Origin of the sequence: Candidatus Tisiphia endosymbiont of Ditula angustiorana, assembly GCF_964026425.1 — a bacterium.
GTDB lineage: Bacteria > Pseudomonadota > Alphaproteobacteria > Rickettsiales > Rickettsiaceae > Tisiphia.
Genome location: NZ_OZ032143.1, coordinates 1,032,529 through 1,055,588 on the forward strand (window position 1 = coordinate 1,032,529; position 23,060 = coordinate 1,055,588).

The following is a 23,060-nucleotide window of genomic DNA, read 5'->3' on the forward strand; positions in this document are numbered from 1 at the left end:
GGTCTAAAAAATAGCATAGAAGGTATGTTATATAATTTTAGACCCCTGCTTTTGCAGGGGTGACATATACTTTCACAGGAATGATGGTAGAAGCTGCTTAAGTTAAGGTTAAATTAATGATACATTCTATAAAATATTCAAAAAAAACTCAGTCCAATTTTATCTTCAATTTATTAACATTTTTGATAATCGCTAGCATCCTTATCTTCATTGCCTGGGGTTTAAAGCAGATGGCAGCACCAATAACTGTACTAGAGCAGCAACCAGTAACTCTAGAGTATAGTAATCTTTTTCAGTATTCTCTTAGAACACTTTTGAGGATGCTAATTGCGGTAATTGTCTCATTAATTTTTACTTTTATTTATGCCAGCCTAGCTGTTAAAAGCAAGAAATGTGAACAAATATTAATTCCGTTACTAGACATTCTTCAATCTCTTCCTATTCTTGGATATATTTCTTTTACAGTTACAGTTTTTTTAGCTCTTTTCCCGTCAAGTATTATGGGAGCTGAATGTGCAGCAATATTTGCCATTTTTACATCGCAAGTTTGGAACATGACATTTAGTTTTTATTATTCGCTTAAGAATATCCCTCAAGAATTGCATGATGCAGCATATATTTTTAGAATGTCAAAATGGAGGCAATTTTGGCAGGTCAGCGTTCCATATGCAGTGCCAGGATTAGTTTGGAATATTGTAGTATCAATATCTAGTGGGTGGTTTTTCGTAGTAGCTTCAGAGGTTATCACAGTTGGCAATACCCATATAATCTTGCCTGGAATAGGATCATATATTGCTTTAGCAATTACGCAGAAAGATCTTTATGCAATTAGCTTAGCAATTATGTCAATGTCACTGGTGATTATATCATATGATCAATTGCTACTTAGACCTCTAGTGGCATGGTCTGATAGATTTCGTTATGAAATGAATGCAGGTAACAATGCACCACATTCTTGGGCATTAAATTTATTTCAAAGAAGTTTGATTATTCAAAAATTATTCTCCCCTATTGCTTATATTGCAAAATTTATACTTTATCTCCCCATACTTAATCGTTATAACGAAATAAATTCAAGTTCGTCAAATAATTTTTCCAATAATCCTTCGTGGAGCGATTATTTATGGTATACTATGCTGGGCGGCATAGCATGTTTTTCAGCCTATTACATATATAATTTTTTGCATTACGATATTGGTTGGTTTGAGCTATTGAATGTATTTGTTTTAGCATCAATTACTATGTTACGTGTGGTAGTACTTATTATCCTTGCGGCAATTATATGGGTACCAATTGGTATATATGTTGGACTAAATCCTAGAGTAACAGCTATTGTACAACCACTAGCACAATTTTTTGCAGCTTTTCCAGCAAACTTATTATTTCCAATTGTCTTTATAATTATTACTCGTTACGATTTAAATCCTAATATTTGGCTTAGTCCTCTGATGATTATGGGAGCTCAATGGTATATATTATTTAATGTTATAGTAGGAGCATCTACTATTCCCAATGATCTTAAAGATGCCACAAGAATTTTTAAAGTCAGTGGTTGGAATTGGTGGTTCAAAGTAATGTTACCGGCAATTACCCCATATTTTATAACAGGAGCAATAACTGCATCAGGTGGGGCATGGAATGCTAGTATCGTGGCAGAAATTATTAATTTTGGTGATCAGAAAATAGCAGCAAGCGGTATTGGAAGTTATATAGCTGAAATGACAATAAAGGCTGACTTTAATAAAATAGTCTTAGGTATGGGCATTATGGCTCTATTTGTAGTATTGCTTAATCGTTTATTTTGGCAACCGTTAAATGAGTATTCTATTAAAAGATTTCAGCTATAATTCTATGAATCTAGAATATACGAAAATTCTCAAAAAAGCCTATTGCATTTAACTGTAAAGTTATTATAATGTAATGTTTCGTTTAGCTAACCTCAATTCGATATAAGAATTAACAATTCTTATATCGAATTGGCTTGTTATAAGGAAAAATGCATTCTTGAAGCGGTTCTACGAATGCATTTTAATCTATTACCGCTAATAATCTTATTTTTATATTGTATAAAAATAAGATTATTAGCAAATTAATATTTAACAATCAGGTGAAGAACCGCTTCAAACCTGATTGTTTCTATATGTATCCCTGAATTCGATGTAACAAGTTACATCGAATTCAGGTTAGCTAGGCTAGCAATACAATGAATAATAGAATAAATAATCCATCTACGATAGTAGTTGCAATGTCTGGTGGGGTTGATAGCTCAGTAGTGGCTGCTATGCTCCATGAACAAGGCCATAAAGTCATTGGTATAACTTTACAATTATATGATCACGGTATAGCTACCAAGAAAAAAAATGCCTGTTGTGCTGGGCAGGACATTTACGATGCAAGAATGGTAGCAGATAAGTTGAACATTCCGCATTATATCTTAGACTATGAGTCTAAATTTAAAGAATCAGTAATTGATGACTTTGCTGATAGTTATATTAAAGGCGAAACGCCCCTGCCCTGCATAAAATGCAATCAGTCAGTTAAATTTAAAGATCTGCTAAAAGTAGCAAAAGATTTAGGGGCTGACTGTCTTGCTACTGGTCATTACGTTCGAAAAATCGAAGGTATAGGTGGGGCAGAATTACATACTGGTATTGATGCTGGAAAAGACCAAAGTTATTTTTTGTTTGCAACTACTTTGGAACAACTAAATTATCTATCTTTTCCTTTGGGCGGATTGAGCAAAGAGCAAACAAGAGATTTTGCTAGTAAATTTAATCTAAGCGTTGCCGATAAACCTGATAGTCAAGATATTTGTTTTGTACCGAATGGCGACTATAGGAAAGTAATTAGTAATATACGAGACAATGCTAATGAGCAAGGTAAAATAATTCATGTAGATGGCTTTGAACTTGGCACACATAATGGTATAATAAATTATACTGTAGGTCAACGTCGCGGGCTTGGCATAGCCTTTCAAACACCACTTTATGTAGTAAGAATTGATCCTACTACAAAAATTATATATGTTGGTCCAGATTCAGCATTAGATTCAACCCAATTTACTATTAAAGATGTTAATTGGCTTGGTAAAAAAATGACCGAGCAAGAAGAAATTGATGTAAAAGTTAAGATTCGTTCGACTCGACCTGCTACCTTTGCCAAGATTAGTAAAATAAGTCATACAGAAATTAGAGTAAAGTTAATGTCTGCAGAAAAATCTGTAACTCCTGGTCAAGCTTGTGTCATATATGATAATGATCGGGTTCTTGGTGGGGGATGGATTACTAGAGAAATTGTATAGATTCAATTTCAAAAAAGTCTATTTTTATAAAATAAGTAATCTTAGCACTATAGTTGTAGTTATTCACAATGTTGTCATTCCTGCGAGGCATTGCCCACGTGAATCACTAGTATGTCATTCTCAGCAATGGCAGGAATCTATAATATCTAATAGCCTTTGCAGGTTATTTTTAGACCACTACCTACGCAGGGGTGACATCGTTTTTACTACTGATAGTCTAGTGATACGAACAATGTTGTCATCCCTACGAAAGCAGGGATCTAAGAAAGTGTCCTTTTAAGCTATTTAGACTTTTTTAGACCCCTGCCTACGCAGGGGTTGTGACATCGTTTCTACTACTGATAGTCTAGTGATACGATATAGTCAATTCAGGAGGATTTGGTGCTAGGAGCGATGGAGCGACGCCTATATGTAATAGGCGAGCGACGAGTGACGACGTCACCAACTTCTCATCAATTGACTATACTACAACTGTAGTATTAGGTTGATACACCCTTCTAGGGTTTTCTACTATTTAAAATCGGAGAGAGAATGAGTTTTTTAACAAAAAAAAGTTTTGAATCAATAAAAGAGCTAGGTAATACTAGTGGCCTTAGTAAAACTTTAGGAGCATTTGATCTAATATTATTAGGACTTGGTGCTATAATAGGCACAGGTGTATTTGTAATAACCGGTATAGTCGCTGCCACATATTCCGGTCCTGCCGTCATGCTATCATATGCTATTGCCGGTGTAACATGCATCTTCGTTGCCCTTGCATATACAGAGCTTGCCACAATGTTACCTACTTCTGGTAGTGTGTATACTTACTCTTATGTAGCTTTTGGGGAAATATTTGCTTGGTTAATTGGTAGCGTCATTGTATTAGAACTTGGTTTTGCTGCTGGTGTTGTTGCAGCCGGTTGGTCCGGATATGTTCAAGCAATATTGTCAGCAGGCGGAATATATTTACCTAAGGCTTTAACTACAGTACCTGCCAATGGTGGGATGATAAATTTACCAGCTTTTCTTATTGTAGTATTTATCTCTTTTATTTTATATTTAGGAACAAAAGATAGTAAAAGACTAAATGCTCTATTGGTATTTATAAAAATGGCAGCTATCTTTGCTTTTATTGTATCAGCTGCTCCACATTTTAATGCTACAAATTGGCAGAATTTTTTACCTTTCGGCTTTAATAATATGCTAGTTGGTGCATCTATCCTATTTATTGCTATGACAGGTTTTGGTACGATAGCCGCTACAGCTGAAGAATGTAAAAACCCCAACCGTGATTTAATGATTGGCATTATTGGGTCATTAGTAATTTCAACAATAGTATATGTTATAATAGCTGGTTTGGCCACTGGTATAGCACCTTTTGATCAACTTAATAATGATCAACCACTTGCTTATGCACTTAGTCTGAATAGCAGTAATGTTGGTTCGGCAATTGTTGCTACTGGTGCTGTCGCTGGTATGACTACAGTACTAATGATGAATATTTATGGTACGTCTCGTATCTTTTATGCAATTGCCCGAGACGGGTTACTGCCAAAAAGTTTTGCAAAACTTCATCCTAAATATGATAGTCCGTATATTACTATTTTAATATTCTCTGCACTTGCTGCATTATTAGGGGGATTTTGTCCAACTGCAATTCTTATTCAGCTATCATCTATGGGAGCTCTAGTAGATTACATGGCAGTTGCTATAATAGTTATGTTATTTAGAATAAAAATGCCAAATGCCACAAGACCGTTTAAATGTCCTGCTGCATTTATCATTATCCCATTTGTTTTAGTAGCTTGTCTATACTTACTAGTTATACAAATAGTTGATGGTGAGTTTAATTTAATGACTGCGGGGAAAGCACTAATATACTGGTTTGTAGCAATGTTTATTCTATATGTCATTAGATCATTTTTTATAAAACACCCCCATTCGGAATAAGAATTACTAATTTAACAATCAGATGCAGAGCCGTCTCAAATCTGATTGTTTCTATAATTTCACCGAATTCGGGATAAGAATTGACAAATCTTTATCCCGAATTCGCGTAAAACAAGAGGTTTAATTTGTATGAGTGATAAATTACAATCTTTACGTGTTATGAAAGATCTACTACCTTTACGTGGTACGAAAGATCTACTACCTGAGGATTATCTAATTCACGATTACATAATAAACACAGCCAAACATATAGGTGAGCTTTATGGTTATCAAGCCATAAGTACACCTATCATTGAATATACTAAAGTTTTTGATCGTACACTTGGAGAAACTTCTGATGTAATAAGTAAGGAAATATATAGTTTTCTTGATAAAAGTGGTAATCATATCTCTCTTAGACCGGAATTTACAGCTGGCATTATCAGGGCTTTTATATCTAATAATCTGCAACAAACATTACCTATTAAATTTTTCTCAAGCGGTCCAGTGTTTCGTTACGACCGACCACAAGCTGGAAGACAAAGGCAGTTCCATCAAATAAATTTTGAATATATTGGTGGAGAAGGACCTAGCACCGATGCTGAAACAATCAAGCTTGCATTAGATATTCTTCGGACTTTAGAAATAGATCAAGATACAACTTTAGAAATAAACTCACTGGGTTGTACTACAACTCGTGCTGTTTACCAACAAAAGTTGGTAGAATATTTCAATGATTATAAGTCAGAATTATCAGAAGATAGCCAAAAGCGGCTTATCAAGAATCCAATGCGTATATTAGATTCAAAAGATGAGAACGATAAAAAAATAGTTGTCAATAGCCCCATCATGTCTCAATATTATAGCAGTGATGCTGCAAAATATTTTGACAATTTACTAAAATACTTAGATTTACTCAATGTAAAATATATCATTAATCCAAGATTAGTAAGGGGACTTGACTATTATTGTCATACAGCTTTTGAGTTTACTACTAGCAAACTTGGTAGTCAATCGACAGTTCTTGCTGGTGGTCGCTATGATGGGCTGAGCAAACTTATGGGAGGTCCTGAAGTAAAAGCCATTGGCTTTGCTGCTGGAATTGAACGCCTGAGCCTAATGAAAGAGTACCACATATCTAAACCAAGACCAGTATTTGTCTTTCCCATCAGCGACAATAATTTAGAATATTGCTTAATTTTAACAAATCAATTGCGTCAAAAAAATATTCCTGTTACCTTAGATACTAACGGCAAAATAGCTAAAAGAATGGTACGAGCTAATCTACAAAAGGCTAAATATGCTATTTTTGTTGGCGATAATGAACAAATGAACAATAATTTAAAATTAAAAGATCTTGATAAACAACAAGAATATTTATTGCAATTTGAACAAATTATGGAATTATTAGGGTGTGTCATCAATTAAGTTGACAGGAGCGTTTATTTGTTGTGTAATAGAGAAAAAATTAAGGATAAATTTTCTCTATGCGTCGATATGCTCTACGTGACGATCAATGGGATCGGATTAAAGATAAGCTACCTGGAAGGGAAGAGTCTGTTGGTGTAACAGCCAAGGATAATCGCCTATTTGTAGAAGCAGTCTTGTATCGATATAGGGCTGGTATACCTTGGAGAGACCTACCTGAACGTTTTGGAGATTTTCGAGTGATTCACCTACGTCATTCAAGGTGGAGCAAGACAGGTGTGTGGAAAAAGGTTTTTGAGATGCTGGCTGAAGATGCTGATAACGAGTATGCCATGATTGATTCAACCATTGTTAGGGCTCATCAACATAGTGCCGGTGCTAAAAAAAAGAGTTAGATGATGACCAAGCAATTGGACGAGGTAAAGGGGGGCTGAGTACTAAAATCCATGCCACATGTGACGCTCTAGGGAATCCAACGGGATTCCATCTTACCCCGGGGTCGAGTAGCCCAAGGTTTGCACTTCAGGCTCTCACAGAACCTTACTATTACCCACAAATATTAGAGTTAGCTAATTGATAACCTTGAACTAGATCAAATAACCGTTGCCATCCTCTCCACAATACAATAGGACCAGGCTCTAGATCATTTTTTCTTGCTAAATACCCACCCAATTTAGCAACCCATATTATAGCATTTTTTATTGTAGGAATTGTATTATTAGGGGGAGCTGCTTTGTGTATCTTTACATACAAAACTCGCCATTCTTCTTCAGCTAATATTACACTACATGGTAGATTAGGATTAGTTCTGCCAATTAAAGTAATAAAAAAAATTCTCCAAGCAATTATGCTCATGATTGTCAAGTATTTTATTAATCTTTCTCCTGTTGCAAGTCTACATTGTTCAACCCTAAATCCAGATTTTAAAATTTTATGAAAAATTTCAATTCTCCATCTTAAACAATACCATCTTACTTTCTCTATAGCTTCTTCAAAATTATTGATAACTATATTGGTTAGTAACATCCATTCTAATGGTGTTGTTCCACTAGGGGGACGACGCTCAATAACATTGATGGCATATACTGGTAAATTTGGCAATGTTTCTGTTTTATGTCTTACATTGTTTACAGGAGGATTCATTATAAATTTTCCAAATCTAACTTCCAAATGTCTAATCCTATTAGCTTTATTTTCTTGACTAGTATCTTTAACTGCTATTTCTCCAGCACACTGGAAACCCGATACTACCTTCCACAAATATTGTCTATCTTTTTTGGAATATTTTGACTTTTTATTTATTTCTCTATCCTGTGCAGCTCTAACTAAAACTTTAGATTTCTGAGCTTGTGCCAATTCAAAAAAATCATATATATCAGCTTCTCTATCACAAACAGTTATAATTTGGGTATTACTATTATTCGTTGCATTAATAGTGTTCTGTAATGCATTAAGCCACTTCATACTTTCTTTATCTTTAATATGTACCGCATTACCATGACTAGTTTTTTTTAACTGTTGTATTTCTTCAGGCACTGCTGGTCTATTGTGAATCTTTTGATCCAACAACCCAAGTGCTAATCCATTGGTAGCAACCGCAAAGGCAGTATGCATTATCAGACCTTTACATTCAATATTTTTAACATTCTTTCCCTCTTTTCTTGATAACACACCCAATCCAGTAGTTTTTTTATGACTAGTATATGTGATATAACTAGTATCTTGTATAACAAGAACTTTATCATGCTCTTTGATTCTTTCTACTGCTTTAGCAATATGGGCTTCTAATATTTTTGATTCCTTAACATTATCGTTTTTAAAAAAACGATATGCTGCTTTTGTTTCTGCCCAATTTCCACATGCTTGATTAATTGAGCTTTCAGGTATATTTGCAAAATTATCAGCTATCTTTATTAACCTATTTGTCAGCCTTTTATCACCCAAAATAGCTCCACTAAATTCCTCGGTCAAATAATTATTTATTATTTCTTGACTCATACTATACCTCTACAATGTAATATTTTAATTGCAAATCAGTATATTATTTTTACTTCTTTTTCACCATTGTTATTTTGTGGGTAATAGTAAGGTTCTGTCTTATGACGTTCCTTCAACTTTTCTCTTTGTTCTTCTGTCAATACATTCTTACTCATAATGTCCTAAACTTTATAATATCTCTCCTATCTTTGCAACTCTTCATTTATGAGTAGTATATAAATCAGTTATTAGGCAAAGGGGACGGTCAAACAAAAAAATTCCAATTAGTTAAAAATTATATTAGTGGTGGATATATTTATGCTAGAATTATAACTAAACCAGTAAAAAATAGTTTTTGCAAAATTTACCTTGATTCTTGTCCAGTTCAAACAGAAGAAATTGATATTAATTTTACCAATGGCTCAATTGTCTTTGCTCAGCCTCCGAGAAGAGATGAAGAAATAACGGCAGATTTTGAATTTGACGTACCAGTTAGGTTTGACACGGATCACCTTGATTTATCGATGGATAGCTTTAACATAGGCTCTTGGGGTAATATTCCTCTCATTGAAATTAGAGTATGAGAAACTTACCGCCAACATTAACTCATCACTTAAAATCTGAGGTGACAAGCCTTGCTACCTGCTGGAAAATTACTAGACTGGACAAAATAATTTTAGGATTTACTGATTATGACCAAAATTTACTGATTGATGATTTGCAATATGACTCTATTGCCAGTTTTACTCCAACCAATGTTGAGAGTAGCAGTAATATGGCAGTAGATAATCTTGACTTATCAGGACAGATTTTTACCCCTAAAATAAATGCTAGCGATTTACTGGCTGGTAAATATGATTTTGCTGAAGTTGAAATATTTTTAGTAAATTATCAAGAGCCAAATAGTGGTAAGCTAATACAAAAGCGGGGAGTATTAGGAGAAGTAACCTTAAATAGCAACATGTTTTGTGCTGAAATAAGAGGGCTTACACAATTTTTATCACAAACAATGTGTGAAACTTATCTGCCTCATTGTCGAGCTAATCTTGGTGATACAAAATGCAAGTTTAACCTGCAACAACCAGGATTTACTGTGGAAGAAACAGTATCGAGGGTGATTGACCAGCAAAGCTTCTTTGCTCAAAGCCTTAATCAGCCCAATGGCTGGTTTACTGGAGGTTACGTTATTTGGTATAGCGGTAGTAATCATGGACTAAAGATGGAAGTAAAAGATTTTGCTGATACAAAGATAATATTAGCTCTACCAATGCCTTTTGCTATTAGTGTATCTGATAAATTTGCTATTATTGTTGGTTGTGATAAAAGTAGTGAAACATGTATAGAGAAATTTCAAAACATTGTCAACTTCCGTGGTGAACCTGATTTGCCCGGCATAGATAGACTGATGAGTACCGCTGGAACACGTAGAAGTAACTAGAGTAATAATGATCAGCGGTAAAGATATAGTAACAAACGCCAGAACATGGCTTGGCACTAAGTATCATCACCAAGGTAGACTGAAGAGAAGTTATGCCAGCAATGGCGGTGTTGATTGCATTGGGCTGATTATGGGAGTTGCTATGGAACTAAGGCTAGTTGGGGCAGATGGCAAACTATTAGCAGAATTTGATGAAACTAGCTATTCTCCTTATCCTGATGGGGTAAGATTAAAGCAGTTTCTAGATTTACATTTAAAAACCATTGGTAACAAGCAAGTAAAACTAGGTGATGTGCTGTTGTTTAAGCTATTTAGCCATCCCCAACATGTCGGTATAGCCAGCAACTATTTTAGTGGAGGTATAGGCATTATTCATTGTTATTCAGGTTCAGGTCAAGTAGTCGAACATTATTTATCAGCTGCATGGCAGAGAATGCTAGTTGGGATTTATAGGTTTAGCTACCAATGACCAATGCCATATTACCAGTAGCAGGAGCGGTAGGCGGCTTTTTCATTGGCGGGCCTGTTGGAGCGATTATGGGTGCTAATTTGGGTATGGCAGCCAATAATCTTTTTTTACCAAGAAAAAAGCAAAGTATTAAATTACCTACCCAAGAAGGGTCAAGGCTTAGTGACCTAAGGGGGCAGCTATCAAGTTACGGTGAAGTAATACCTAAAATATACGGCTCAATGAGGCTTGCTGGCAATATTATTTGGGCTACTGATATTAAAGAAGTGGCAACTGAGCATGAACATTCTGAAGGGCAAAACAGTGGTGGTAAAGGTGGAGGAGGCAGACAAACAGTTATTACTACTCAAAGCACCATCACTTATAGCTATTTTGTTAGCCTAGCAATTAGCATATGTGAAGGTGAAGTTAATGAAATTATTAGAATTTGGGCTGATAGCAAGTTGCTTACTGAAGATATCTTGAGAAGTAATCAGGGGAAATTTAACATTCATCTTGGTACTGAAGAACAAATGCCCGATGACATTATTGGTAAGTACAAATCTGCTCAAACATATCCAGCCTATAGAGGTTTATGCTATGTGGTAATAGAGGATTTTCCTCTTGAGCAGTTTGACAATCGCATTCCGAATTTTACCTTTGAGGTTAAGCGTTTAGTTAAGTTTAAGCCAGCAGTAGAGGACAAAATTAAAGAGGTAGTATTGATCCCGGGAGCTGGGGAATTTGTTTATGCTGATCAGATTTATACTAAACAAGATGGTATGAATATTGGCAATAGCTGGATGCCACTAAGGAACAAATACTATCTTAACATGCATAATTATGCAAACAAGCCTAATATGTTTGTAGCACTGGAGCAAATGGCAAGGACTTTACCGAACCTTGAGTGGGTGGCATTAGTAGTAACTTGGTTTGCAACCTCTAGCAGAGCTATTGATTGTCGCATTGTACCCAAAGTAGAATATTATGGTGATAGCACAAAAATATTACCAACTGATTGGCAAGTAGCAGGAGTTGCTAGGTCGCAGGCTGAAGTAGTACTTTACATCAATGAATCTACTCCAACCTATGGTGGTACTCCTTCTGATGATAGCGTAGTAGCTATTTGTCAACATATTAGGCAGCGTGGGTATAAAGTAATGTTTTATCCCATGCTCTTTGTAGATGAACTTGAGCCAAAGCCGAAACCTTGGAGAGGAAGGATAACAGCGGCTAGTAGCAGTGAAATTGATAACTGGTTTAATAACCCGGTTTCAGGATATAATAGTTTTATTATGCATTATGCAGACCTTATGGCTGGACAAGTTGATGCGTTCATTATTGGCTCTGAAATGGTTAGCCTAACTTCCTTTACCGATAGAGCTGGATCATACCCAGCAGTTGAGCAATTTATTCAGCTAGCCTTTATGGTAAAAGCAAAATTAGGTAATACTCTAGTAACATATGCTGCTGACTGGACAGAATACCATCATACAAAAGGTGGTTGGTTTAATCTTGATCCACTGTGGGCTAGTCCAAACATTGATTTTGTCGGTATTGATGCCTATTTTCCTCTTACTGAGGACTTGCCACATTCTCAGATTACCGAAGAGCTTATTAAAAAAGGCTGGGAAAGTGGTGAAGGTTGGGACTATTATTGGGACTGGCAAAGGAAGCAAAAACATTATTTTGCTGCTGAATCACCACAAACCCCTGATAAATATGCTTGGAAAAATTTACAACATTGGTGGACAACTGCACATCATAACCCGGATGGTGGAGCTACTAGCTGGCAGCCGAAGATGAAGCCTATATGGTTTACTGAATTTGGTTTTCCGTCAGTAGATGCTTGCACTAATCAGCCTAATGTATTTTATGACCCGACTTCCGTTGAGTCGTACTTTCCTAGAAATTCTAAAGGTAGAGTAAATTTTTCAGCTCAACGTCATGCACTAAATGCTACACTAGATTATCTAGCAGAACGTAATAGTAAAGAAGGCTGTGAGCAACTGATACCAAAAAGATTTGTTTGGACTTATGACGCAAGACCTTTCCCTTTTTGGCCTGACTTTAAAAGCATATGGCAAGATGGAATATTATGGCCAACTGGTCACTGGATTAACGGTAAGCTGGGAGCTTCAAGCCTTGGAGCTATTGTTGCTGAAATTTTAGCAAGTGTTGGATTAAAGCCTACTGATTATGATGTAAATTGTAACGAACTATTGACCCATTTAGAGCAAGAATTGTAAAGAGAATTGACCCACCTAAAAAGAAATAGTAGCTGCTACATAAATTAATAATTTGTTAATAATGTGTAGGAGTGTTTAGGGAGTGTTTATCGTGGAATCAATTTCAAAGATACGTAAAATGTATCATGTTGATGGCAAGGCAATTAGAGCAATTGCCAAAGAGCTTAATATATCAAAAAATACTGTTAAAAAGGTTATACGCAGTAATGCGACCAAGTTTGAATTAGCTAAATATAGTAAAGCTAAGCCAGTTTTAGGTGAATATCTTGCGATGTTAAATCAGCTATTAGCAGAGAATATCAAAGAACCAGTTAGGCGTAGAATGACTGCCAAGAAATTACATCAGCAGCTGAAGATATCAGGTTATCAAGGTAGTTATGAATCTGTGAATCTAATAGTTAGAAGATTCCGAAGAGATCATGAAGCAAAAGGTAAGCAAGTTTTTATACCACTAAATTTTGAGCTAGGAGGAGCATTCCAGTTTGATTGGGGAGAGGAAGAAATATGTTTAAATGGGGAGGTTACTAGAGTTAAAGCAGCGAGAATAAAGCTATGCTATAGTCGTTATTCTTTGGTAGTGGTTTATCCTAATGAGCAGCTGGAAATGGTTATGGATGCCCATGATCAAGCTTTCAAGTTTTTTGCTGGTTGTTGTAAGAATGGTATTTATGACAATATGAAGACGGCTGTCAAAAAAATATTGATTGGCAAGGATCGTATCTTTAACGAGAAGTTTATCCAAATGGCCTTTCACCATTTATTTGAGCCACTTGCCTGTACTCCAGCATCGGGATGGGAGAAAGGACAGGTTGAGAAACAAGTAGGAGACACTAGACGTAACTTTTTTATTCCAATATTGAAAGGAGATAGTTATGAAGCTATTAACATTCAGCTAAGAGAGATGTCTATAGAGTGGGCTAAAACTAAAAGACATCCTGAATTTACAGAAAGAACGATTCTAGAAATATATGAGGAAGAGAAGGCATATTTAATAGGATATAGAGGGCAGTTTACGGGTTATAGATTACATCCAACGACCGTATCACCTTTGAGTTTAATACAATACGACACCAATATGTATAGTGTCCCATGTGAATATGTAGGACTTAGTGTACAGATTAAATCCTATGCTTGGCAGATAGTAATTTTACATGAAAGCAAGATTATTGCAGAGCATGTACGTAGTTTTAAACGCTATCAGAAGATTTATAATCCATGGCACTATATAGCAGCTCTAGAACGTAAACCCGGTGCTTTACGTAATGGTGGACCGTTCAAAGAGTTAATGAGTTTGTTGCCTGAGATATTTGGCAAATTACGAAATAAGTTAGAGACTTACAAGGATGGTGATAAACAATTTATAGATATCCTACTACTTGTTAATAAGTATGGATTAGAAAAGGTAACCAATGCTTGTAACCTAACAATTGTTGCTGGCGGCTGTAGCTCTAAATTAGTTGAGCAATATTTGTTACAACCAGCAATGAAACTAGATATCCAAGAGACTGAGTTTATTCAGCTAAAAAATCCTCCTGATGCTGATTGCAGTATCTATAGCAAGTTGCATTTAACAACGGAGGTAAATTAAATGAAAGATTTAATATCGTTATTAGACAAATTAGGTTTAGCAGGTATGAAGATGCTGTTATCTGAGTCAAGTAATTTAACAAATGATGCCCCTACTACTAGTGTGTATGATGTGTTAAAGAAACTGCTTGAAGCAGAGTGTGAATATAAAAAGTCACGTTCTCTGCATTATAGGTTGCAGTTAGCTAAGTTTCCAACCATAAAGTTACTATCAGATACATGCCAAGCTAAATTGGTTGAGAATATTGATATACAAAAAGTGATTGATAATCATCAGAATATCATGATCATAGGTGGTTCTGGTTCTGCAAAAACTCATCTAGCAATTGGTTTAGCTTTTACTGCGGTTGAAAAGGGTTACAGGGTGAGGTTCTACACTTTAAATGAATTAGCTAGCCAATTACTCAATGCTAGAACGCATAATTATGAAAGCAAATTCATCGATTCAGTTAAGAGATTCAATGTTATTGTGATAGATGAACTGGGCTATGTACCAATAAAAGCCGAGGCTAGATTCTTATTATTTGAGCTGTTTGCTAAATTATATGAACAGTCTTCGCTTATCATCACTACCCATTTGAGATTTGAAGAATGGGGTGATATGTTTGGTAATGCTAAGGCAACAAAAGTAATTATCGATAGATTAACACATCATTGTCAAATCATAGAAACTGGTAATAAAAGTTTTAGAGGAGGGAAAGATGTAAATTAGTAAAGAGCAATATTGTAATAAAAAAATCATCAACTGAGTATAGTTAAATATTATCTGAATCTGAATTTTAATAATGGTTAAAATCTGATCAAAAAACTATAATTCATTTTATTTTTTAGTATGGTTTGGTGGGTCAATAGTTCATTACAATAGTGGGTCAATAGTTCGTTACAATTTACACATCTACATTGCCTTTGGTCACTTTTAATGCCATAAACTCCCCTTTATTATTGATTATTACATGTAATTTAAAACCATAAAAATACCCCATAGAGGATTTACTATGTTTGGCTAATCCTTTAAAAACTTTATTGCTATAACGCCTTTTATTGTGACAAGCTTTAATCGTTGTAGAGTCAATAAAATAAATACCTGTTTCCTCACCAAACAACAAATGAATCAACATATTTAGCGGTATGAATAATCGTGCCATTAATTCAACAAATCTATTATAACTCAAGGCTTTAGGGAAATCATCCTTATGCATGCACTCTATATAACTTTTATAGAAAAATTTAAAATTCTTAGCATAGGATGTATGAAACATAATTATTATTGTTAACATTTCACTTAAACTCATGCTACAACAGCGATTTCTCTGCTTATTTGATGGTAATAACTTTCTCTGTTCATACTCCAAATAAATTTTACAAAAATCATCTATAAAACTATATAATTCTGTGATATCTTTTTTCATGCCTGTAGTTTGTTTTTTTGTTTAAAAATATAAATACTGCAGGCACTCCTTTTTGACAATCCTTTTATCTATTACTATTTCATCTATATCTTATCCCAAACTGACGTATAATAGATAAAGATTCTCAGTCTCATGCAAAGCTAATGTGGGGAATGAACGTATTGATGGCACAATCTTACGTTGATAGTTTAAGTGATAACGTTAAAAGAAGCCTAGATCATAAATTGCGTAAAGGAGAGTGGATAGGACCAGCCCCTCTTGGTTACCTAAATAGTCGAGATGAAAGAGGAAACAGTATAGTAATTCTCGATCCTGTAAGAGGTTCTATCATAAAAAAACTCTTTGAAGAATATGCAACAGGAATGTATACTCTTAATTATTTGACTGAAAAAGCTAAGGAGCTTGGTCTTAGAAGCAAAAACAATTGCTACGTCAATAAAACAGTAGTGCATCGAATGATCCAACAACCATTTTATTACGGTGAAATGAGAGTAAAAGGAGAGATGTGGTCACATGGTTACCAAGCAATTATAACAAAAGAGACTTTTATGGCATGTAAAGATGTACGTTTAGGGTGGAAGAAGAAGCCTTTTAAATATGGTGGTAAGGATTTTCTTTTTAGAGGATTAATCACCTGTGCAGTAACTGGTAAAGTTGTAACAGCTGAAACTCACAGCAAAACATATTCAGATGGCAAAGTGGACGAATGGACTTATTTAGGTACATGGGATCCAAAGAATCCAAACAAAAAGATTTATGTAAGAGAAGATGAGGTTTTAAAGCAGGTAGAAGAGGTTTTTAAAAGAATAGGTATAAGAAAAGACCCAGAAATGCTAAAAGAGACTCTAGCCTATTTAAAAAACACTAATGAGCTAAAGAAAGATGAGCATGGGCAAGCAACAGCTGCTTTAAAGAAAGAGCATACCGAAAATGAGAATAGATTAAATTCATTAATAGATTTGCGACTCAATGGAGAACTTAGTACAGAAGAATTTCAAAGAAAAAAACAACAATTAAAAGATCGCCAATATGAAATTGCTCGTTTAATTAAAGTTTATGAGGAAGCAGACGATAAATTTACTGATACCGCTACAACGCTAATAACTCTAGCATCTGAAGCCTATGAAACTTTTAAAGGTTCTGAAATGCCCCAAAAACGCAAAATGATAAATTTCGTATTTCAGAACCTCAAACTAAGGGGCAAAAAACTTGAGACCTCCCTACGTTTCCCGTTCGATATTTTTGAAAAAACAAACACTTGTACCGAATGGCGGGCCGCATGGTATACGTTGAGAACTTTTAACCAGCTTAGGTTAGAATTTTTGCAAATCTCTTTAAAGCCTAATTATAACAAGATTCTGCCCTTAACAGGGCTTTTATAGTTAGCCCCAAATAACCATTTTAAAGAGTGAATTTTGGTTATAGGGGTAAAGAATTTATGTATACAATATTTTTCTTAATCAATTTGGTATTCTAGTACTACTTTTTTGCCACAGAAGACCATAGAGATTTTTACAATCTTCTTGACATGTTTGTGTTCTCCTATCGTAGTATCATATTGTTTATCTATAATTTGCTTTAAGCCTGTTTTTGCAATGGATTCTAAATTTTCAGTAGGTTTAGCTATTTTATATTCAATGATCAGTGCGTTATCTCTAAGTCCAGCTATAGGGATTAATATATGATCACATCTACCATATCCAGTTTCCTTATTTGATTCTATCATATATTGACTGACTAGGGGAGCAAGCAACCCTCCTATTAAATTATGGTAATCCTTTTCCTCCGTTAAATCATGATAACTAGTTGATCTTAACAAATACTCTTGTAATCTTTCTCCAAACTTATCTATTTGTTCATTAATCAATAAGTTAATAAAATTATCATACTCATTCATTTTTATGGTTAATTTTTTAGTGAGCCATTTTATAACCCTTTCTACATAGATGTTGCGTACTTCCTTATTAGGTATGGTGAAACAATATCTAGGGTCTTCTTTATTATCATTAGCGAGATTTGCATTCAGATAACCAGTGAATAATAATAAGCTATAAAATATATTTTGATTATCTTCAATTTCTGTTAAAGAAATTTGTTTATATAATTTCTTTACTATACCTTCTCCCTCTAATAGTTTAGTTAGATCTTCTTGTATTTCATCTGATACAAAAACTTTATCGATAATGTTAGTCCCACCACTATCTAGCCAATAGTGATCAAGCTCGCCCTCACGTGCAAGACATTGCATAATTGACCATGGGTTGTAGATGATCTCTCCACCAAAGGTGTAACCATTATACCAGTTTTTAATTTCTTCGGGATTAGTTTTGGTTGGGACGACGGTTAATAGCTCATCAACTTCTGCTTGGGTGAAGCCATAAAACTTAGCAAAATTTTTATCAAGTAAGGTATATTCACTAACATTATTCAAATCGGAAAATAAATTAGCTTTAGCAATACGCAAGATGCCAGTTATTACTCCTTTTTCTAAGTAGGGATTCGTTTTTAAACTGCTACCAAATATTCCTCTAAAAATCTTAAGAATTTGCTCAAAATCTTTTGCTTTATGCCCAAACTCCAAATATGCATTATTAATTGGTGTATCGTATTCATCAATCAATATATATACTTTTTGTTTAAAATGTTTATATAATATCTGACTTAAAAACTTTAGGCTATTTTTTAAATAGCTTATGTTAATATCACCACTTAGATAATTTTTTAACTTTACTTTTTGCGGGATACTGAAAAATTTATTATCTTCTTGAAGATATTGCTCTAAGTAATTAAATCTTTCATATAATTCTATTATTTGATCTATAATGCTACTAACAATCTCCTTATAGTTACTCCCCTTCACTTCTTTAAAATTTATATATATTACTGGAAATTGGCCTTGACGCTTTATTATATTTTTATGAATGGATATTTTTAAAGGCTGTAGCTCTTTGGTTTCATCAAAGACCAAATCTACTATGCCTCCAGTAAAGAGTTTATGATTTACTCTCTTTTCTTGAGCTAAAGGCTTACCTATCTCGTCCACTTCAATTTCCAAGAACTTACAAAGCATATCCATATTGAGGCTCTTACCCCAACGTCTTGGTCGAGTAATTAAGATCACCTCTCCACTATCCTCTAGCAGTTCTTTAATCATTAAGCTTTTGTCAACAAATACATCACTATTTAATAATAATGTCTTAAAGTCATCAGTACCTACTCTCAGTCTAGGCAGCTTACTACTCTCCGTAACAGTATCAGTTCCCTTGAGATGTGTATTAGTGTCTGAAAGCTCAACTATCATATTATTCAATTATATTTATGTTTTTGGTAGTAAAATTTTTAGTTAAATTTTACTAAATTATTTTACCGATTAAGTTTTAATAAAATGTAGTAATATGCTGTTTCGATAAAAATATGATATAGTATAGATAAGTTTGATTCAATATAGAATTACATCTCGTGACAACATCGCCTAATTATCATAATTGTGTTCATTTAAAAAAATATTGGATAACTAATTAAGGTCTTTTTCTAAACTAGGGTTTTAACAAATATTAATTAAAAACCCCCACGGACTTGATAAAACGTATACGTGCAGCAAACTGCTTTGCAATCTTTTAGCAGTATAAATCACATTTTAAGTCGCCAAGTAAATTGTTGGTAAATTCTTCAGTTACCAGCTCATAATTGTAAAAATTGTGTTCCTGTGCTCTAGTAATAAAATCTTGCCCCTGAGCAGCAGTATTAACCATGATGTTACCAATTTTCTCTAAAGCTGCAGCCTTAAAATCTTCATCTTGACTTAGGCTGAATGCGTGGTGATAATATGTTTTAGCTTTCTCAAATAAACCTATAGACTCAAAATACTCAGCCTGCTTTAGCATTATATCTGGATTTTCTTTATCTTGTTTTAGCCATGCTTTAAAACATGCTTTTATCCTAAATTCATTATTAACTACTTTATAGCAGTCAATCGCCTTAGCATAGTCACCCTTATTAAAAAATAGCTGTCCCAGTTTTTCATATATTTTTGGTAGATGGCTATTGGCCTCTATAGCTTTTACATAGTAAGCCAATGCTTCATTTTCACCATTCTGCTCAGCGATACTAGCTACGCAACTATAGGCTATAGCCTTAAGATTCTTGCAGGCAGGAGAGTCCTGATAATCCTCTAGATACTTTATAGCTTTATGATAATAAACTTGGTCAAGTTTATCTTCATCAATATGCAAACTGCTAACTTGGTACTCAAGATTTTCTGCTACCTTAGTATGGCAAACAGTTATTAACTCTGCTGCAATCTTTGCATGATCAGGTAACTCAACTCCACAAACACTAGCAAAGAATTTCACATATTCATATTGCTGCTGTAAACAATAACCATAGCCTTGTATCTGATGCTGAAGTTGAACATTACTAGGTTCAGCATATTCAGCAAAAATCTCCAATGCTTGCTGCAAGATCATTAGGGCATTTGGTATGCTTACTATTTGCTCACAGTTAAGTACTTTTTGCAACTTTAATAATAAGTCCAGCTCTAGAAAATATTCATCCAAAACTTACGCTATGAGAAAAAAAATGGTAAATTATGTTGAGTATAATTTACAAATGCCAAGAGGATAAAATTGCAAGCAATACCAGTTAATAGGACAGATTACTGTCAATTTCTAATAGTGAGTCAAAAGAATTATAGTTTGACCTACTATGCTGAACATGCCAAAAAATGTAGCCATGATGTTATTAATAGATTTTTAAAAAATGAAAAATATACACCTTCTTTGTTATGGGAACATATTAAGGATGATGTTATTTTATCGCCTAACGGATATACAATATTTGATGATACGGTGTTAAATAAAAGAAATACCAAGAAAATAGAAATTGCTAGATCACAGTACAGTGGGGCTACAGGTGGTATTACTACTGGTATAGGAGTAGTAAGTTTGGTATATTATAATCCGGATATTAATAAGTTTTGGGTAATAGATTACCGAATTTTTTCGCCCGAACATGATGGAGCGACAAAAGTAGAACACCTATTAAATATGTTAAATAATGCTGTGTATAGCAAAAAGATTCCTTTTCAAACTGTGCTTTTTGACACATGGTATGCTACGCATAAAATTATGCAACATGTTGATTCCTTGGGTAAATATTATTATGCTCCTATTAAAGCAAATAGAAACGTTACTAAAACTTCCTCTTCTAAGCCTTATAAAGCTGTTAGCAAGTTAACGTTTTCAGATGAGGAAATTAAGAGCGGAGTGGAGATTCATATAAAGGGCTTTGCAAAAGATAAGCATGTTAATTTGTTTAAACTTACTGTTTCTACCAACAGAGTTGATTATATTGTTACCAATAACAAAACTCAAAAATCTTCTAAAGCCGTACAAGATGAGTGTGGCTTTCGTTGGGTAATTGAGAGCATGCATAGAGAAATCAAGCAACTTACCGGTATAGAACGATGCCAATGCAGAAAACAACGCATCCAGCGTAATCACATTAGTTGTGCATTTTTAGTGTGGGCTTTTCTAAAAAGAACTGCACACAAAATAGGTAAGACGGTTTATCAAATAAAGTTAGGGCTTTTAGATCATTATATGCAACAGCAGTTACGTTCACCCTCTTTACGCTATTTAGAACCTTACATAGCGTAAGTTTTGTAGCAACATCGGTGATTATAAAGATAGGTTACGTACCTTAATAAACGATAATTTCCAAACTATTACCGTTAACCATTTCTGCAACTCTTCAGGTTAATTGAGTATACCTTGATAATCAGACCAGTCTTTATAACGAAAACCTATAGCTCTGCCACGTCTTGCCCGAAAAAAACTTATTAGCTCCTGCCACTGGGCTTGCGTCTTGATACCACTACCTATATCATATCTGCTTCTTGCCATTTGCCAGTTAATATTGCGTTGCTCATGACCACTAAATGTTGTAACGATGTTAGTTGAGAATATTGGGCCACCCTTAGAACCATAAGATATCTCAGACGGAAATTGCACCTCAGCAAAGACAGACATAAATGATTAAATTAGCTTGTTAATCAGAGAGTTAAGATTATTATATATATCTTTTCTATGTCCTATTTTTAAAACTAAAATAAGCAAGATGTTATGTTGAATTTTATAGATTACTCTGTAATCACCAACTCTTAATCTATACAAATCATCCATCCCACTTAATTTTTTTATTCCAAGATTAGGTATTTTGGGGTTTAGATTTTCGAGATTTTTGATAATGTCCTTTTGTAATTGTCTTGGTAATTTCTTGAGTTGTCTCTGAGCTAGTGGTGCTAGCTCGATATTGTATTTAACATTCACAATTTAATATCTTCTAAATATCTTCATTTTTCTTAAAGTCAGCTAGAGATATAGTGCCACGTTGCTTAGCTTCTTCTAGGGATTTTCTTGCATCCTCTACATCTAATTTATCTTCAAGAGCTTCAAGCAAATTTAAATCTTCCATAGGTATTATAGCAACAAGTTTTTTTCCTCGCCTTGTAAAAATGATTCTTTCTTTCCCATAAGCACTACGATTCAGTACTTCAGAAAAATGTTCTCTTGCTTCTACAGTGGTAATAAAATTCATAGTAGGATTGTAACCCTCTTTAATCTACTACTCAAATGTACGTTACGTACAAATTTTTGTCAAGTTATATGTCACAAATTTCTAGAACTCCTTGCTATCTGTCTTGCCATATCAGCGGCAATTTGACTTCTGCTTTGGTTAAATGAGCTAATATCCGGGGTTTGAATATTCATGTTAACTACAATATTGTTGCTGCTAGCACCCGATGCTTCCAGTTTGCTAAAGGGTACAATGCTACCAACACTATTGGGAATAAACAACTCAGGCTCACCACCATCACCAACCACATGTGCTTTACCGGGCTTTACCGTACCACCACTTGCAAACAAACCTCCAAAAATGGAGCTTATCCCTCCCAAACTTCCTCCGCCGCCAAACATTTCACCAAATGTACCTCCACTAGCCGAAGAGAAAGCCTGTTTAAGCGTCATCTTTAATATATCAACTTGCAACTGTTTAAAAAAATCACTAAAAGTATCTTTCAAACTTTTTACCTGATCACCTACACCAAAGGCAGCCTTGGCAAAATTATCAATTAAACTATCTGCTGCATCTTTGGAACGATCTTTAATCAAATTAAATGCATCTTCAGATTCATTTGCCATATTACCAAGTAATTGTTTATTTTGTTCCATAGCTCTGTTATATGTATCTTGGTCAATTAAACCTTGCTTAAGCAGTTTATTTAGTTTTTCCATTTCCATGTTATACTTTT

General features: G+C 34.4%; 20 protein-coding genes and 1 pseudogene. 13 read left to right on the forward strand and 8 right to left on the reverse strand.

Annotation, left to right across the window (positions count from 1 at the left end; all coding sequences use genetic code 11):
• Window positions 1-116: 116 nt before the first annotated feature.
• From AAGD29_RS04815 to AAGD29_RS04840, 5 genes and pseudogenes are all read left to right on the forward strand, one after another.
• Window positions 117-1,847, forward strand: a complete 1,731-nt coding sequence (locus AAGD29_RS04815; protein WP_341758722.1) for an ABC transporter permease — start codon at window positions 117-119, stop codon at window positions 1,845-1,847.
• 356 nt (window positions 1,848-2,203) lie between these two features.
• On the forward strand, window positions 2,204-3,301 hold the full coding sequence (gene mnmA, locus AAGD29_RS04820; protein ID WP_341758723.1) for a tRNA 2-thiouridine(34) synthase MnmA: 1,098 nt from the start codon (window positions 2,204-2,206) through the stop codon (window positions 3,299-3,301).
• A 531-nt stretch (window positions 3,302-3,832) separates the two neighbouring features.
• Entirely contained in the window at window positions 3,833-5,233 is a 1,401-nt protein-coding gene (locus AAGD29_RS04830) for an amino acid permease (RefSeq protein ID WP_341758724.1), read from the forward strand.
• Between the two features lie 129 nt (window positions 5,234-5,362).
• The gene (hisS, locus tag AAGD29_RS04835; protein ID WP_341758725.1) at window positions 5,363-6,640 is read left to right on the forward strand and encodes a histidine--tRNA ligase; all 1,278 of its coding nucleotides are present in this window, start codon (window positions 5,363-5,365) and stop codon (window positions 6,638-6,640) included.
• Window positions 6,641-6,699: 59 nt separating this feature from the next.
• Window positions 6,700-7,148 (forward strand): annotated as a pseudogene (locus AAGD29_RS04840) (IS5 family transposase); the annotation flags it as partial.
• 38 nt (window positions 7,149-7,186) lie between these two features.
• Here the strand turns inward: AAGD29_RS04840 and AAGD29_RS04845 are convergent.
• Entirely contained in the window at window positions 7,187-8,638 is a 1,452-nt protein-coding gene (locus tag AAGD29_RS04845; RefSeq protein WP_341757292.1) for an IS4 family transposase, read from the reverse strand.
• A gap of 215 nt (window positions 8,639-8,853) precedes the next feature.
• Here AAGD29_RS04845 and AAGD29_RS10280 point away from each other — a divergent pair, with 215 nt between their 5' ends.
• The 6 genes from AAGD29_RS10280 to istB all read left to right on the forward strand — a co-directional run bounded on the left by AAGD29_RS10280 (window position 8,854) and on the right by istB (window position 15,051).
• Complete coding sequence (locus AAGD29_RS10280) at window positions 8,854-9,201, forward strand: DUF2460 domain-containing protein (protein WP_410521191.1); 348 nt, start codon at window positions 8,854-8,856, stop codon at window positions 9,199-9,201.
• Window positions 9,198-10,055 carry a DUF2163 domain-containing protein gene (locus tag AAGD29_RS04850; protein ID WP_341758726.1) on the forward strand — a complete coding sequence of 286 codons (858 nt, stop codon included), beginning with the start codon at window positions 9,198-9,200 and terminating at the stop codon, window positions 10,053-10,055. The genes AAGD29_RS10280 and AAGD29_RS04850 overlap by 4 nt, the downstream gene beginning before the upstream one ends.
• A gap of 7 nt (window positions 10,056-10,062) precedes the next feature.
• A complete protein-coding gene (locus tag AAGD29_RS04855) occupies window positions 10,063-10,524 on the forward strand; it encodes an NlpC/P60 family protein (RefSeq protein ID WP_341758727.1) in 462 nt (153 codons plus the stop codon).
• A complete protein-coding gene (locus AAGD29_RS04860) occupies window positions 10,521-12,752 on the forward strand; it encodes a glycoside hydrolase TIM-barrel-like domain-containing protein (RefSeq protein WP_341758728.1) in 2,232 nt (743 codons plus the stop codon). Before AAGD29_RS04855 ends, AAGD29_RS04860 begins: the two co-directional genes overlap by 4 nt.
• A 91-nt stretch (window positions 12,753-12,843) precedes the next feature.
• Window positions 12,844-14,340, forward strand: a complete 1,497-nt coding sequence (gene istA, locus AAGD29_RS04865) for an IS21 family transposase (protein ID WP_341758433.1) — start codon at window positions 12,844-12,846, stop codon at window positions 14,338-14,340.
• Complete coding sequence (istB, locus tag AAGD29_RS04870; protein ID WP_341758432.1) at window positions 14,341-15,051, forward strand: IS21-like element helper ATPase IstB; 711 nt, start codon at window positions 14,341-14,343, stop codon at window positions 15,049-15,051.
• A gap of 175 nt (window positions 15,052-15,226) precedes the next feature.
• Here the strand turns inward: istB and AAGD29_RS04875 are convergent, their stop codons facing one another.
• On the reverse strand, window positions 15,227-15,748 hold the full coding sequence (locus AAGD29_RS04875) for a transposase (protein ID WP_341758729.1): 522 nt from the start codon (window positions 15,746-15,748) through the stop codon (window positions 15,227-15,229).
• A gap of 164 nt (window positions 15,749-15,912) precedes the next feature.
• Between AAGD29_RS04875 and AAGD29_RS04880 the strand changes: the two genes are divergently transcribed.
• A complete protein-coding gene (locus tag AAGD29_RS04880; protein ID WP_341758730.1) occupies window positions 15,913-17,130 on the forward strand; it encodes a recombinase family protein in 1,218 nt (405 codons plus the stop codon).
• A gap of 74 nt (window positions 17,131-17,204) precedes the next feature.
• Here AAGD29_RS04880 and AAGD29_RS04885 read toward each other — a convergent pair whose 3' ends face one another.
• Both AAGD29_RS04885 and AAGD29_RS04890 read right to left on the reverse strand, forming a co-directional pair.
• The gene (locus AAGD29_RS04885) at window positions 17,205-19,049 is read right to left on the reverse strand and encodes an AAA family ATPase (RefSeq protein WP_341758731.1); all 1,845 of its coding nucleotides are present in this window, start codon (window positions 19,047-19,049) and stop codon (window positions 17,205-17,207) included.
• A 316-nt stretch (window positions 19,050-19,365) separates the two neighbouring features.
• Window positions 19,366-20,304, reverse strand: coding sequence for a hypothetical protein (locus AAGD29_RS04890; RefSeq protein ID WP_341757276.1), 939 nt, complete (start codon window positions 20,302-20,304; stop codon window positions 19,366-19,368).
• 69 nt (window positions 20,305-20,373) lie between these two features.
• Between AAGD29_RS04890 and AAGD29_RS04895 the strand changes: the two genes are divergently transcribed.
• Window positions 20,374-21,405 (forward strand): transposase, encoded by a 1,032-nt coding sequence (locus AAGD29_RS04895; RefSeq protein ID WP_341748048.1) that lies wholly within the window; start codon window positions 20,374-20,376, stop codon window positions 21,403-21,405.
• Window positions 21,406-21,504: 99 nt separating this feature from the next.
• Here AAGD29_RS04895 and AAGD29_RS04900 read toward each other — a convergent pair whose 3' ends face one another.
• From AAGD29_RS04900 to AAGD29_RS04915, 4 genes are all read right to left on the reverse strand, one after another.
• Window positions 21,505-21,777 carry a DUF2460 domain-containing protein gene (locus AAGD29_RS04900; protein WP_341757277.1) on the reverse strand — a complete coding sequence of 91 codons (273 nt, stop codon included), beginning with the start codon at window positions 21,775-21,777 and terminating at the stop codon, window positions 21,505-21,507.
• A gap of 6 nt (window positions 21,778-21,783) precedes the next feature.
• A complete protein-coding gene (locus AAGD29_RS04905) occupies window positions 21,784-22,077 on the reverse strand; it encodes a type II toxin-antitoxin system RelE/ParE family toxin (protein WP_341757278.1) in 294 nt (97 codons plus the stop codon).
• Between the two features lie 13 nt (window positions 22,078-22,090).
• On the reverse strand, window positions 22,091-22,345 hold the full coding sequence (locus AAGD29_RS04910) for a type II toxin-antitoxin system Phd/YefM family antitoxin (protein ID WP_341754388.1): 255 nt from the start codon (window positions 22,343-22,345) through the stop codon (window positions 22,091-22,093).
• Window positions 22,346-22,416: 71 nt separating this feature from the next.
• Window positions 22,417-23,043, reverse strand: coding sequence for a hypothetical protein (locus tag AAGD29_RS04915; RefSeq protein WP_341757279.1), 627 nt, complete (start codon window positions 23,041-23,043; stop codon window positions 22,417-22,419).
• Window positions 23,044-23,060: the final 17 nt, after the last annotated feature.